The sequence below is a fragment of the Fibrobacter sp. UWH5 genome (assembly GCF_900142505.1).
Classification (GTDB): domain Bacteria; phylum Fibrobacterota; class Fibrobacteria; order Fibrobacterales; family Fibrobacteraceae; genus Fibrobacter.
The window spans coordinates 596,549-610,332 of the sequence record NZ_FRBB01000001.1 but is presented as its reverse complement, the minus strand read 5'-3'; the positions used below and the strand labels follow the sequence as shown (position 1 = coordinate 610,332).

Sequence of the window (13,784 nt, the reverse complement as noted above, 5' to 3'; positions counted from 1 at the left end):
TTTTCGCATCAGCAGATGGTGGTTTTAGGAGGGGGTTTAGTCCACCTGCAGAATGCTAAAGCCAAGCTTCACGTTTTCGGATGCAGAGCTGTTTCTATAGCGGGTAATGACCACCTCGATTTCGCCAGAGTTGGGAGCAACAAAATCAACCAACTCAAAGGGATTGTACGACGAAGCAGACGAAGCGATGATTGTCCCATTCTGCCTGATCACCAGGTCAATATCCTGAGGGAGTCTCTGATTATTCATCACGTACTCACCCGAAGACAGCCATGAAATAGCGGCACGGTAACGCTTGCCCTTCTGAATATTAGATTCAGTAAAACTGATTCTTCCATTTTTGTCAAAATTGGTGTTGTTCGCACCATACCAGTACCGATTCTTGAACAAGGGAGAAGTAGTCAGCCTGTCAAGCATGGGAATGCCAGCCTTGAATGTTCCGATGCCATCATAATCATAGTCCGTATTGCCCACATCACGAGTACTTCCCACCAACATTACCGCCTTCAGCATTTCAGGATGCCATTTCAAAGACGGGTACTTAGACAACAGGAGTGCAGCCATGCCTGCCGTATAAGGGGTTGCAGCACTGGTTCCATTGAATCGGCCATTGTAAGATCCATTCTCGTCACTGTAATGAAGATCCCTGCGGAAATAGAAGTTGGTAAAGTTGGCCACTTCAGGCTTATCATTATGGGCATATCCATTTCTAGAGGAAGAATAGACCATGTACTTGTAATCGATGGGAGAAACGGCTCCAACAGCCACAGCATTCATAGATCTTGCAGGAGTCGACACATAGGAATAGCGGTAATCGTTTCCTGCAGCAACGAACTGGGCTACACCATATTCATAGATGTAGTTATCCATGATGGCGTCAGCGGAGCAATAATAGGGGTAATCGTACACATAGCCCCAAGACTGGGAACCGATATAAATAGGTACAGGATACTTATCGGGATCCTCGGGATAAATAACCTCAGCAGATCCATAAATGTGAGATTCGCCGGTAGAAGACTGCAGAACACGGGCCACACCAATTGCATGGCTAGAAACGCCGTTGGGGCAGTTATTCATCTGCGTAAAGTAATTGTGGTTTACATAGTTATCGGGAACGCAACCACCTTCGCTATAGTAAATACCCACACCCTGGCCATAGTAGCCCTTATTCCAGGCGTAAGTATCAATACCAGACTTAGTGCGGATATAGAAGTCTTCCAGATAGGTGTCTTCGCCAAAATCGAGACCATCATACTTCACGCCTTTATATTCGGAAACATAAACGTTCTCGTTCGAAGAAATTTCCTGTTCAATTTCACTTGCAGTCATGTACTCTACACGAGGGGCCTTAAACTTCCTTCTGTTCTTGCGAAGTTTCTTGCGACTGTTGTCAGCCTTTTTCTGGAACTGCGATTCGGACATTTTTACGCCGTTCAGTTCGTAGTTCTTGGAATCGGCAGAGGCGCTGTAATCAAAAGAACCCGATTCAGTTTCAAGGCTGGCATGTTCAACCATGACATCGTTGACCAAAACCTTCATTTTCTGCTGAGAAGCCACGTCGACTTCATAGGTGAGCGTGTTATTGCGGCTGCGGCCCAAAAGGTCAGATTTCACAGAAACCTTCTTAACCTTTTTAGAAGCCTTCTGGGTATCCACGAATTTCTTCACGCTCTCTCCCATGCGGGAAGGACGTTCCAAAGAAACGCGATCAACCTTTTCGTCAACAGGTTTTTCGTAAAGCAGCTGGGCCCAGGAGGCAACACCACCTGCCAGGACCAAAGCCGTAATCATCTTATTGTTCATCATTAACATCTCCTGCGCTTATACAAACTAGCGCAGAAAGGCAATTTATCAAAAATTAAACATATAACGTAAGATTTCAAAAATAATTTGCATTACAAAATCATTACGGAAAAATTACCGCTCACTAAGGTATAGCAGACGTATAAACAAGTGCCATATACACGCAGTACGAGCACAACACCAATTCTCAACACCCTCGAAAATCAGCTTTCCAAAACAGGACCGTTTTGACTTGCAAACGGGGGATTATACCACCAGTCATTATTATACAAAAACTGTAAAACACAGACTTAATTTTTCGTTTTTTGTAAAGTTAAGCTTTTACAATTCCTGCTTTAAACCCCAAAATATGCAGTTACTCTTCCTTGGCACACTTATTGCGTGTATAGGCGTTGAAATTACATAAAGTGTAAACACAAGGGACGTGATGCTGGGCCTAGAACAGCACACGAAAAAGGTTTTATTATGGCATTGCAGTACAATTACAACGGAAAGACGAAATTCATTATCGTGACCGGGGGTGTCATCTCCGGACTTGGCAAAGGGGTAGCGGCAGCGTCCATCGGGGCGCTGCTTTCTGCTAGAATGAAGGTGGTTCCCGTAAAATGTGACGGCTACCTGAATACAGACCCGGGCACCATGAACCCCACCGAACACGGCGAAGTTTTCGTGTTGGACGACGGTGGCGAGTGCGATATGGACTTCGGCCACTACGAACGCTTTTTGAACGTGACCGCCAAGAAGGACTGGAGCCTCACCATGGGCCGCATCTTCAAGATGATTCTCGACAAGGAACGTCGCGGCGATTACCTGGGACACACCGTCCAGTTCATCCCCCACGTTACCGATCTGATCAAGGAACAGTTCTACCGCATCGCCGACCAGGAAAAGGCTGATGTCCTCCTGATTGAAATCGGCGGTACCGTCGGTGACTTGGAAAACCAGTTCTACATCGAAGCAGCCCGTCAGCTGAGCCACGACGTGGGCCGCACCAACGCCATGTTCGTACACCTGACTTACGTGCCTATTCCTTCTGGCGTTAACGAACAGAAGTCCAAGCCCACCCAGATGTCCGTCCATGACTTGAACCGCCTGGGTATCTATCCGGAAATCGTTATCGGCCGTTGCGAAGAATATATCAAGCCCCATCTGAAAGAAAAGATCGGCCTGTTCTGCAACCTGCCTGCAGACCACGTGATTTCTGGCGTGGACGTGCAGCACGTTTACGAATGTCCGCTGGTTTATGACGCCGAAGGCATTCCCGAAATTCTCGCCAAGCGCCTGAACATTTACGCCCCGCCCAAACTGGATCAGTGGAGCAAGCTGGTGGAATCCCTGAAGCGCAATTCCGTAACGCCCCGCAAGACTTTGACGGTCGCCATCTGCGGTAAGTACATGGCTCTGGAAGATTCCTACGCTTCTGTGGTGGAATCCATCCGTCACGCTTCCGCTCACCTGGACCTGCGCGCAGACATCCGCTGGGTGGACACAGAAAAGATTGAAACAGGTGCCGTTTCCGTAGAATCCGCATTGAAAGGCGTCGACGCCGTTATCGTTCCCGGTGGCTTCGGCAGCCGCGGTATCGAAGGCAAGATCATGGTCATCCAATATGTCCGCGAGAACAAGATTCCCTTCCTGGGCATTTGCTACGGCATGCAGCTTTCCGTGGTGGAATTTGCACGCCACGTCTGCGGCATGAAGGGAGCCGGCACCGTGGAAATGGAAAGCGACACCTACCACGTGGAACATCCGGTTATCGCCTACCTGCCCGGCCAGGAACATATCAAGGATATGGGAGCCACCATGCGTCTGGGCGGTCACGACATCCTGATCAAGGAAGGCAGCAAGGCTCAAGAAATTTATGGTTCCAACGTCGCCCGCGAACGTTTCCGCCACCGCTACGAAGTGAACCCGCAGTATGTTCAGCAGATTGAACAGGGCGACCCCACTGGCGCAAACCCGCAGAAGCTTATCTTCTCAGGAAAGGCTTCCGGCGAAGACATCATGCAGATTATGGAACTGACAGACCACCCCTACTTCATGGCTTGCCAGTGCCACCCTGAACTGAAGTCTTCCCTGATTCATCCGGCCCCGCTGTTCCTGAACTTGCTGAAGGCCGCGGACGAACGCACGTAACACACTGACATTCAATAAGTTACGCCAATAACGTAAAAATACCGCAGGTTTACCCCCCAAGTCTGCGGTACCTTTTTGATGTCCCCATATTCCAAAAAGGCCTTTCATTTTTTGTAATTAAAGCTATATTTATACAAGTTTAACCCTTGTGAAATAAGCGATTGGCTAAAATGGCAAAAAATGTAAAGATGATGAAGCGAACTGGCACCCACGGTGCTGCTTCCGCCATTCATTGTTCCGCCGTTGCTATTTCCATTATTTCCAAGACTGTTGATTTTATTAGTGCCGGACTTGTTAGTTCGGCGTTTTATTTATCCTCGCCCCGTGTCATCTTGATCGGCTCCCACCGCGTCATCCTGAGCGGAGCGAAGGATCCGGCATTTATTAGTTAAATCAAACGGAGATAAAAAATGAAGATCGAAGGTATCGATAAGGTTCTCATCATCGGCTCTGGTCCTATTGTCATTGGCCAGGCTTGCGAATTCGACTACTCTGGCACCCAGGCCTGTAAGGCTCTGCGCGAACAGGGTTACAAGATCGTGCTGGTGAACTCTAACCCGGCAACCATCATGACCGACCCGGTCATGGCCGACGCCACTTACATCGAACCGCTGAATCTCGAACGCTTGGAACAGATCATTGCCAAGGAACGTCCCCAGGCATTGCTCCCGAACCTCGGCGGTCAGACTGGCTTGAACCTGTCTTCTGCTCTGAACAAGGCTGGCATTCTGGACAAGTACGGCGTGAAGGTCATTGGCGTGAACCTGGACGCTATCGAACGCGGCGAAGACCGTGAAATCTTCAAGGCTACCATGCAGCAGCTGGGCATCGACACCCCGCGCTCCGGCATTTGCCACTCTGTTGAAGAAGCCGAAAAGATCGTTGCTGAAATCGGCTACCCTGTTGTGGTTCGTCCGGCATACACCATGGGTGGTGCAGGTGGCGGCTTCTGCTACAATGTCGAAGAACTCCGTACCATTTGCGGTAACGGCCTTGAACTTTCCATGACTCACCAGTGCCTCATCGAGGAATCCATTCTCGGTTGGGAAGAACTGGAAGTTGAAGTGGTTCGCGACTCCAAGAACCAGATGATCGCTATCTGCTTCATCGAAAACATTGACCCGGTGGGCGTTCATACTGGCGACTCCTTCTGTGCCGCTCCGTTCCTCACCATCGACAAGAAGCTTGAAGAAAAGCTGAAGACCGACGCTTTCAAGATTGTTGAAGCTATCGGCGTGATCGGCGGTACCAACGTTCAGTTCGCACACGACCCGAAGACTGGCCGCGTGGTGATTATCGAAATCAACCCTCGTACCTCTCGCTCCTCCGCTCTTGCTTCCAAGGCAACCGGTTTCCCCATCGCTCTCGTTTCTGCAAAGCTCGCTGCTGGCATGACTCTGGACCAGATGGACTACTGGCGCGACGGCACCCTCGAAAAGTATACTCCGAGTGGTGACTACGTTGTGCTGAAGTTTGCTCGCTGGGCATTCGAAAAGTTCCGCGGCGTTGATGACTGCCTGGGCACCCAGATGAAGGCTGTGGGCGAAGTCATGGCTATCGGTAAGACCTATAAGGAAACCCTCCAGAAGGCAATCCGCGGTCTGGAAAATGGCCGTGCAGGTCTTGGCTTTGCTAAGGACTTTAACAAGAAGACCAAGGAAGAACTTCTCGACATGATGAAGACCGCTTCTTCTGAACGTCACTTCCAGATGTACGAAGCCATCCGTAAGGGCGCAACCGACGAAGAAGTTTTCGCCGCTACTTACGAAAAGGCTTACTTCGTGCAGCAGATGCGCGAACTGGTTGAACTTGAAGAAAAGATGCTCAAGACTCCGGGTCGCATGCCTTCTGACGAACTTTTGATCCAGGCCAAGAAGGACGGCTTCGGCGATAAGTACATCGCAAAGATCCTCGGCATCCGTGAAAAGGACGTTCGTGCAAAGCGTATCGAACTTGGCATGGTTGAAGGCTGGTGCGCAGTGCCTGTTAGCGGCGTGAAGGATCAGTACTACTACTATTCTACCTACAACTGCAAGGACGAATCTACCGCCACCAACAACCCGAAGAAGATCATGATCCTCGGCGGTGGCCCGAACAGAATCGGCCAGGGCATCGAATTCGACTATTGCTGCTGCCACGCTGCAATGGCTCTCCGCGAAATGGGTTACGAAACCATCATGGTGAACTGCAACCCGGAAACCGTTTCTACCGACTACGATACTTCCGACAAGCTGTACTTCGAACCGGTTACCCTCGAAGACGTTCTCCAGATTTACAAGAAGGAACAGCCCGCTGGCGTTATCGTGCAGTTCGGTGGCCAGACTCCGCTGAACATCGCCCGCGCTCTCAGCGACGAAGGCGTGAAGATTCTCGGTACCAGCATCGATTCCATCGACATTGCTGAAGACCGCGACCTGTTCCGCAAGATGATGGACCAGCTGGAAATCCCCATGCCCGAAAGCGGCATGGCTACCAACATCGACGAAGCCCTCGCTTGCGTCAAGCAGATCGGTGGCTACCCTGTGATGATCCGCCCCAGCTTCGTGCTTGGCGGCCGCGGCATGGAAGTCATCTACGACGAAAACATGCTCCGCGAATACGTTGCCAAGGCTGTTGGCGTTACCCCGGATCGCCCGCTCCTCATCGACCGTTTCCTCCACAACGCTCTGGAATGCGAAGCCGACGCCCTCTCTGATGGCGAACATGTTTACATTCCGTCCGTGATGGAACACGTGGAACTTGCCGGTGTCCACTCCGGTGACTCCGCCTGCATTATCCCGCCGGTAACCATTACCGAAGCAAACTTGAAGACCATCAAGGATTACACTCGTAAGATTGCAGAATCCCTCCACGTTTGCGGTCTCATGAACATGCAGTACGCCATCGAAGACGGCAAGGTTTTCGTTCTCGAAGCCAACCCCCGTGCATCCCGTACCGTGCCTCTGGTCTCCAAGGTCTGTAACACTCAGATGGCCCGCCTTGCCACCCGCCTCATGATGGGTGAAAAGCTGGAAGATTTGAAGCTGAAGGACAAGAAGTTCAAGCACCACGGCGCCAAGGAAGCTGTATTCCCGTTTGACAAGTTCCCCAAGGTTGACCCGGTTCTCGGCCCTGAAATGCGTTCCACCGGTGAAGTGCTGGGCCTCTCCGAAGACTTCGCCCTGGCTTACTACAAGAGCCAGGAAGCTGCAGGTTCCATCTTGCCTTCCAGCGGTGCAGTTCTCATCAGCTTGTCTGACAAGACCAACCTCTGCGACCAGGCTATCGAAGTGGGTCAGCGTTTCCAGGAACTTGGCTTCAAGATCTACGCAACCGAAGGCACCGCCAAGTTCTACGAAAAGGCGGGCGTCAAGTGCGAAGTGGTGAACAAGATCGCCGAAGGCCGCCCGAACGTTCTGGATGTCATCCTGAACAAGCAGGTGAACCTCATCATCAACACCCCGTGGGCTCGCCGCGACGCTGTTGCCGATGAATCCGCCATCCGTAAGGCTGCCATCAAGTACAAGACTCCTTACATCACCACTCTGGCCGCCGCTCTCGACACCGTCAAGGGCATCGCCGCTGCTAAGGCTGGCAAGGGCGAAGTGAAGAGCTTGCAGGAGTACCACGCAAGCATTGAAGAGGTGTAAGCGAGTATACAGTAGGAAGTAGACAGTAGACAGGAATGTTTGCTGCACTATGGACCTGCTTGTCATTCCCGCGAAAGCGGGAATCTAGCCTAAACTTAAAGAACCCCGTCTCATTGGAGGCGGGGCTCTTTTTTGCATCTATTTGTTTTTGCGATAGAAATATCTATATTGTTGTCAAAGGAGTTTTAAAATGTGTCAAATTGAAAAATTGCAAGAACTGTACGACGAATGCAAGAAGATGAATTTTGACGAAACTTCTGACATTCTTGAAAAGGCTCGTTCTGAAGAAGAAGCCCGTTTCTTTGCGTTGGTAAGCGATTTAATTTTGCAGCAGAAGCAAGAAGAAGTCATCGCCGCAAAGAGGTTTTAATTGCCTAAATACATTGTTTTCGCAGGTCCCAACGGTTCTGGAAAATCAACCCTATATCAAACAAATAGGGATATTTTCGACATTCCTAGAGTAAATGTTGACGAAATTGTTCGCCAAAACAATGGAGATTGGAGAAATGCCGCTGATGTCGTAACGGCAGGAAAAATTGCAATTCAGAAAATCAAGACCTATTTCGCTTCTTTGACTTCTTTCAACCAAGAAACAACTCTTTGTGGTAAAAGTGCAATTCAAAACATCAAAAAGGCACAAAGCCTTGGTTATACAATTGAACTTTATTTCGTGTATGTGGATTCTGTAGAAATTGCTAAGCAACGCGTTCTCCTGCGAGTTGCCGCAGGTGGGCATGGAATCCCCGAAGCTGACATAGAACGGCGCTATAAAGAATCTCTTGAAAAGCTAAAAGAAATTCTCCCACTATGCAATAAAGTTGAACTTTATGACAATTCCAAAAGATTCAGACGAGTCGCTTTAATAAAGTCTGGTAAAACAATTGCCGTTTCAAACGATGTTCCAGAATGGGTTAGGAGTTTGTTGAAATAATTCCTGATTTGTCAAACTAATTCCTTAATTTTTAGTTTTTTTTGTTAAAAATAGAGTTTTTGCTCTTGTTCTCCAATCGAAATCTAGACAATTTCATCTAAACGGGGACAAGGCGAGCGCTCACGCAGGCATGCCGTTTTGACGGTATGTTTCAGTTTGTCGTGCCGGCTTTTTTCAAGCTGGTCTTTGGTTGTATGGCCATGGGCAACAGCCCTTTCGGGGCGTGGGTCGTTTGCGTTTATCGTCTAGAGGCTGTCAAGAGCCCCGTTTAGGTAAATGCAGCGATCCGCATCCTTTTTTTTCTAAAAAAATGATGCGGTTCGCATCTAAGCGGATTTGCGACCGAATCAAAAGAATCGCTATCAAGAGTATCCTTTATGGGAAGAATACGACCACGTTTGGCGTCCGGAAATAAAAAATAGAGTCGGTCTTCAGAACGGTTTCCATGAATGCGTAAATTTCAAAAACTTTGAAGGTCAAATACAAGGCTACCTTCCACCCAAACCTGGGGGCGATAGCGATTGGATTGATGACAATGATGAAGTATGCTTCGTTTTCGTAACGAATAAGTCTAGAATATCAAAGGCTGAAGCTGAGAATTTGGGCTTATACGACGCTATTATCGGGATCCAGGTTGGATGTTGCATGACTTGGGGTGTGGATAGTGATAATTGTTTTTGGCTTGAACGAAGGAACAAAGGAAATAAACGCTATGGTGAGGGTGGTTTTGGACATCGCCGTGCCTTGATGGAAGAAGCCCAGGAAGTGAAGGCTGTTTTTCATAATCCAAGTACAGGGCGAACAGATTCTGGTCAGGTCGCTCTCGATTCCGTTCGCCAAAATTCCGACCTCTATCGTCAATTGGCTTCCCGCTACATCCTTATCGGTCACAGCATGGGCGGTGTCGTTTCCCGCGAGTACGTGCAGGGCAATTTCTACAACGGCGATGTGGATAAAATAATCACGCTCAATACCCCGCACGAAGGCACCGGGGCGTTGAATATGCAGTGTGGAATGCTATTTTTCTGTTTGATTAATCGCAGAAGGATTTTAAGAGGATAGAATATGAAAAATCTGTCAAAAAAGGTTGAATTTGCAAGGTTGAACTTTGCTGTTTTAGCGATGGCGTTTGTTTGCATCGGTTTGTTGGGGTGCAGCGATAAGGAGGAATTTTGGTGGGATGATGATCGGAGTAATGCGAAGGTTGTAGGTTTTGTTGATGACTCGCTGGTGATTGTTGGTGATTTTCGTTTCTGGCATGAAACAACGGAACGATGGAATGGGGAATATTTAGAAGGCCGAGGTGCGGGAAATCCACGTCTTTGCCTGTACAATTACCGTGTGCAGGAAGATGGACCGAGATGGTGCGATTCCCTGAGTGAAGAAAAATCTTCTGGCTGGTTTGGCGGGCAGATGACGGATTCCATTGTCTGGGGCGGGGTCCTTGGGGAATACATAAAATTGTGGAAGATTGGGGATGAACCACATGAGATGAAATTGAGTAAGTCCTTTGAAGGATGTAGCCAAAAGGTTAGCGTACAAAGAATTCACCAGTGGCTCGATGGAAAATTTATCGCCCTGGGTTCATATTCCATGAATTCAAGAACGTTTGATAATGCGCTTACGTCGCTGGATTCTGGAGCCTCATATTGCCAGTATGCTGTTTTGGATACGGTGACGCGGACGATTACGTACAAGCGTCTTGACGAAAAATTGAAGTGGATTGGAAAGTGCGACGACGTGAGGGCTTGGGGCGAAGATGTGTATTGCTTGAAATTGGATAAAGAAACTTACGATGCAGAGCTTTTTATAAATGATAATTTGAAATTTATTATGGAAAGAAATCAATATAAATTAGGAAATTATGCAAATGTTTCTTTTATGGGACCTTATTTAAAATTGCATCAAACTGTGTATAAATATCATGAAAAGGAGATAGAAAGAATGTCTAGTTTTAGTTCACAGGAAATCTCCTTTGGTGATGGAAAAGGAAATAATATAATATACTAGGATCAAAATAATGAAAAAATTGTTTTTGATAATGAAGGCTTTATCCATCGTAGTTTGGGCTATACCTAAACCAATGGAAAGTATTGAAAATCATAACGTTCTCATGGTACATGGGGCGTACGGCTGGGAAAAAGGGTTCATTTGGCCTTTTATGTCTGAAGATTATTGGGATGAATCCTATGGATATGAAGATTTTAAGTCTGAAATAAGGACTCGGATGAATGATGTAATTGACGCCATGGATACAAATCTTCTTTCTGCGTATGAGGATACCACTTTTTTTGGGGCGGCGAATCTTGGAGACTATTCCAAGGATAGTCGAATCACTTGGTGGTTAAGTAAAAAAATACAAAATATGTATCAAATCAATAACTAAAGTTATTGATTATTAAAAAAACAATTAATTTTAATGAATAGTCGCAATTTCAACCCATAACAATAAAACCCCGTCAGTTCATTCTGGCGGGGTTCTTATTTTATAGTCGAAATTTACTTTCGTCCGTTCAGTATGCGGCTTATGGTTTTCGTAAGGACGATCATGTCAATGGGTTTTGTCACATGGTCGTTCATTCCGGCTTCTAGAGCGGCACGGCGGTCTTCCTCAAAGGCATTGGCCGTTGTCGCAATAATGGGAATGTTCTTACGGGAATCAGGAAGCTTTCGAATTTGACGGGTAGTTTCATAGCCATCCATTTTAGGCATTTGGATGTCCATCAAAATAAAGTCGTAATAGCCCGGGTCGGCCTTAGTCAACATTTCCAGACATTCACAACCATCTGCGGCACGTTCAACCTTGAAGCCAACTTCTTCCAGAAGCGTCGTTCCGATTTCCACATTCAGGTCGTTATCTTCTGTGAACAGAACTCTAAGACCAGCAAGATCCATTTTTTCTGCATCGGAACTTGACTTTTCAGAAACAACATTTTCTTCACAGATTTTATGGACAAAGCCAAGAGTAAACTTGGTTCCCTTTCCAAGGCTACTTTCTACTTCAATGGTACCGCCAAGCAGGTCCACCAGTTTCTTCACGATGGGTAAGCCAAGACCAGTTCCCGCAATCTTGCTTTCGGTGGAATTTCTTTCACGGACAAAGGAATCGAATATATGGGGCAAGTAATCTGGAGCCATACCGATACCATTGTCTGAGAAGATGAAATCATAAGCGGCATAGCCTTCCTTATCGCAAGGCTTTTCTGTCAGTTCGACGTTAATGGTTCCGCCTTCTACAGAATACTTTACAGCATTACTCAAAAGGTTTACGGAAATTTCGCGCATCTTCACAACATCGATGCAGACATTTTCGTGAACAATATTCACGGCAAAATTCATGGTCAGATGATTTTCTTTAAGGGAAGCCTCAAAGATACTTGACGTAACCTCGACCATTTCGCGCAGATTAACCGGGCTTTCCACCACCTCGGATTTACCACTTTCAATGCGAGCCATTTCAAGCACATTGTTAATCAGCGAAAGCAGGAAGTCTCCGGCATTCATCACCTTCTTCAGGTATTCCTTCACCTTGGCCGGATTATCGCTTTCCTTTTCGATTAGGCTTGCAAATCCAAGAATGGCATTCATGGGGGTACGGATATCGTGACTCATGTTGTTAAGGAACGTCGTCTTCGCACGGCTGGATTCCTCTGCAGCGGCAAGGGCCTTTTTCAGGAGTTCCTGCTGTTCTTGTTCATTGGCCACAATTTCGGTAGCGTCACCGTGATAACCACGGAGACAGTAGGCCCCATCGGGCAAACGCACTGCAGTTCCACCACAACGGTTATACACGATTCCCAGCTTAGGATGATTCCAGCGGTAAAGCGCTTCGGCAAACTGGCCAGACTTCATCTTTTCAACAGCAGCACCAAATATGGGGACATCTTCCGGGATGATTCTCGACGCGAAGTATTCATGCAAGTCTTCCTCAGACATGGAACCGCCATCAACGCCGATCAGCTCGTAGAACTTTTCGTTTCCATTCAACAGACTGGGCAAGCCTTCTCTAAAGGTAACAAACCAGACCCCAAGTCCGGCATTGGTAATAATGTCGTTGTATTCCGCCAATTTTTTACGACTATTTTCTGCATTGACAAGAGCCGTTTCCGTCCGGACGATTTCATCCTTGTCAAAGACGACGCCCCAAATTTCATCTTCGGCGCCTTCGGTCTTGATCAAGCGGCCACGTTCTTCCACATGTTTCCAGGAACCATCCTTGCAGCGCAGGCGGTAGCTGACAGTATAGATTTCACTATTTTTCAGCGTGGGAATATCCTGTCCAAAGTCATCGGGATGAACAATCCCCTCAAGGCTACCACCAGATACCGACAGCAATTCTTCTACAGTATAGCCGAGCATTTGCGCAAATTGTTCCGACACATACTTGAAGGAAAAGGCATCGTCATTCCGTCCAATCTTAAATCCACCACGGATCGTTTCGGCGATAGTCTTCGCCTGCATTTCACCACGCATCAGGAGCTTTCTCATTTTTTCGTTGACGTGCTGCAGCTGGCGGTTAAAATTGGCCAGGTCCTTCATATGACGGTGTTCTTCAGCATCACCCATGTACATGCCGATATAGACGAACACAAGGGCAACACTCAAGCCCAGTTCCGAGAAGCATCCCTTCAAGTTCATAAGAACCTGAACACAGGATCCAAATACGGGGGGAATCACATACAGCAACAGGAAGCTGATCGCTCTAGGCTGCAGCGAAAATTTTCCCTTGGAAGTCTTTTCACGAAGCAGGTAAACAAATACACTCAGCACGTAAGAGTACGGCACCAGCAGTTGCAGCAAGAACAGGCTTCCGCGACGGTAGGCACCACTCTCATCAATATAAAACACCCAATGGGTCTTAAATGAAATTAGGCAAACCAGGGCATAGGCAATCAGGGGGATGGCAACAAACCATTTCTGTTTCGTAAACTTTTTGTTCTTTCTAAGGGCAAACAGACGGAACATCCAGACAGAGGCAAGATAGCTGGCCACAGCCGGGAACACCACCAACAGAAAATAGAGCAGACATTTACCCCACAAGGGGAAATCGACTAATCCATGCTCCGAGCAGATGACACCGATTGCGGAAATCTGAAGCAAAGTCACAGCCAGCGCAAAAGCGCTGAACGACAAATGCGACGAAGATTCCGCTCTTTGAGAAAAAGCCTTGCCCAAGACAAATAGGTCTATACCAAGGAAAAATAACGCATGAACTACGTAAACTACACCTGCATCCATATACAATATCCCGTTCTAATTATTACAATAATAATATAAACAAACAT

The 13,784-nt window shown here is 47.5% G+C and carries 11 protein-coding genes; 9 read left to right on the top strand and 2 right to left on the bottom strand.

Features of this window, described 5'->3' with window-relative positions:
• Positions 1–36 precede the first annotated feature (36 nt).
• Complete coding sequence (locus BUB38_RS02585; protein ID WP_073156561.1) at positions 37–1,806, bottom strand: S8 family serine peptidase; 1,770 nt, start codon at positions 1,804–1,806, stop codon at positions 37–39.
• Positions 1,807–2,268: 462 nt separating this feature from the next.
• Here BUB38_RS02585 and pyrG point away from each other — a divergent pair, with 462 nt between their 5' ends.
• The 9 genes from pyrG to BUB38_RS02545 all read left to right on the top strand — a co-directional run bounded on the left by pyrG (position 2,269) and on the right by BUB38_RS02545 (position 10,885).
• Entirely contained in the window at positions 2,269–3,939 is a 1,671-nt protein-coding gene (gene pyrG, locus BUB38_RS02580; RefSeq protein ID WP_073156558.1) for a glutamine hydrolyzing CTP synthase, read from the top strand.
• Positions 3,940–4,109: 170 nt separating this feature from the next.
• Positions 4,110–4,331, top strand: coding sequence for a hypothetical protein (locus tag BUB38_RS02575; protein ID WP_073156554.1), 222 nt, complete (start codon positions 4,110–4,112; stop codon positions 4,329–4,331).
• Positions 4,332–4,349: 18 nt separating this feature from the next.
• Positions 4,350–7,568, top strand: coding sequence for a carbamoyl-phosphate synthase large subunit (carB, locus tag BUB38_RS02570; protein WP_073156551.1), 3,219 nt, complete (start codon positions 4,350–4,352; stop codon positions 7,566–7,568).
• A 190-nt stretch (positions 7,569–7,758) separates the two neighbouring features.
• Positions 7,759–7,938 carry a hypothetical protein gene (locus tag BUB38_RS02565; protein WP_073156548.1) on the top strand — a complete coding sequence of 60 codons (180 nt, stop codon included), beginning with the start codon at positions 7,759–7,761 and terminating at the stop codon, positions 7,936–7,938.
• Positions 7,939–8,499, top strand: coding sequence for a zeta toxin family protein (locus BUB38_RS02560; protein WP_073156546.1), 561 nt, complete (start codon positions 7,939–7,941; stop codon positions 8,497–8,499).
• A 146-nt stretch (positions 8,500–8,645) separates the two neighbouring features.
• A complete protein-coding gene (locus tag BUB38_RS16845) occupies positions 8,646–8,771 on the top strand; it encodes a hypothetical protein (RefSeq protein ID WP_256382238.1) in 126 nt (41 codons plus the stop codon).
• 64 nt (positions 8,772–8,835) lie between these two features.
• On the top strand, positions 8,836–9,561 hold the full coding sequence (locus BUB38_RS16565; RefSeq protein WP_073156543.1) for an esterase/lipase family protein: 726 nt from the start codon (positions 8,836–8,838) through the stop codon (positions 9,559–9,561).
• Between the two features lie 3 nt (positions 9,562–9,564).
• The gene (locus tag BUB38_RS02550) at positions 9,565–10,509 is read left to right on the top strand and encodes a hypothetical protein (protein WP_254794855.1); all 945 of its coding nucleotides are present in this window, start codon (positions 9,565–9,567) and stop codon (positions 10,507–10,509) included.
• 10 nt (positions 10,510–10,519) lie between these two features.
• Positions 10,520–10,885: a hypothetical protein gene (locus BUB38_RS02545; protein WP_073156541.1), complete on the top strand. Its 366-nt coding sequence runs from the start codon at positions 10,520–10,522 to the stop codon at positions 10,883–10,885.
• 113 nt (positions 10,886–10,998) lie between these two features.
• Here BUB38_RS02545 and BUB38_RS02540 read toward each other — a convergent pair whose 3' ends face one another.
• Positions 10,999–13,599 carry a hybrid sensor histidine kinase/response regulator gene (locus tag BUB38_RS02540; protein WP_175547627.1) on the bottom strand — a complete coding sequence of 867 codons (2,601 nt, stop codon included), beginning with the start codon at positions 13,597–13,599 and terminating at the stop codon, positions 10,999–11,001.
• Positions 13,600–13,784 lie beyond the last annotated feature (185 nt).

What these genes read in the sequence shown, in the direction of transcription:
- BUB38_RS02585 (WP_073156561.1), bottom strand. Translation starts at nt 1,806, where the DNA reads ATGATGAACAATAAGATGATTACGGCTTTGGTCCTGGCAGGTGGTGTT.
- pyrG (WP_073156558.1), top strand. Translation starts at nt 2,269, where the DNA reads ATGGCATTGCAGTACAATTACAACGGAAAGACGAAATTCATTATCGTG.
- BUB38_RS02575 (WP_073156554.1), top strand. Translation starts at nt 4,110, where the DNA reads ATGGCAAAAAATGTAAAGATGATGAAGCGAACTGGCACCCACGGTGCT.
- carB (WP_073156551.1), top strand. Translation starts at nt 4,350, where the DNA reads ATGAAGATCGAAGGTATCGATAAGGTTCTCATCATCGGCTCTGGTCCT.
- BUB38_RS02565 (WP_073156548.1), top strand. Translation starts at nt 7,759, where the DNA reads ATGTGTCAAATTGAAAAATTGCAAGAACTGTACGACGAATGCAAGAAG.
- BUB38_RS16845 (WP_256382238.1), top strand. Translation starts at nt 8,646, where the DNA reads ATGTTTCAGTTTGTCGTGCCGGCTTTTTTCAAGCTGGTCTTTGGTTGT.
- BUB38_RS02550 (WP_254794855.1), top strand. Translation starts at nt 9,565, where the DNA reads ATGAAAAATCTGTCAAAAAAGGTTGAATTTGCAAGGTTGAACTTTGCT.
- BUB38_RS02545 (WP_073156541.1), top strand. Translation starts at nt 10,520, where the DNA reads ATGAAAAAATTGTTTTTGATAATGAAGGCTTTATCCATCGTAGTTTGG.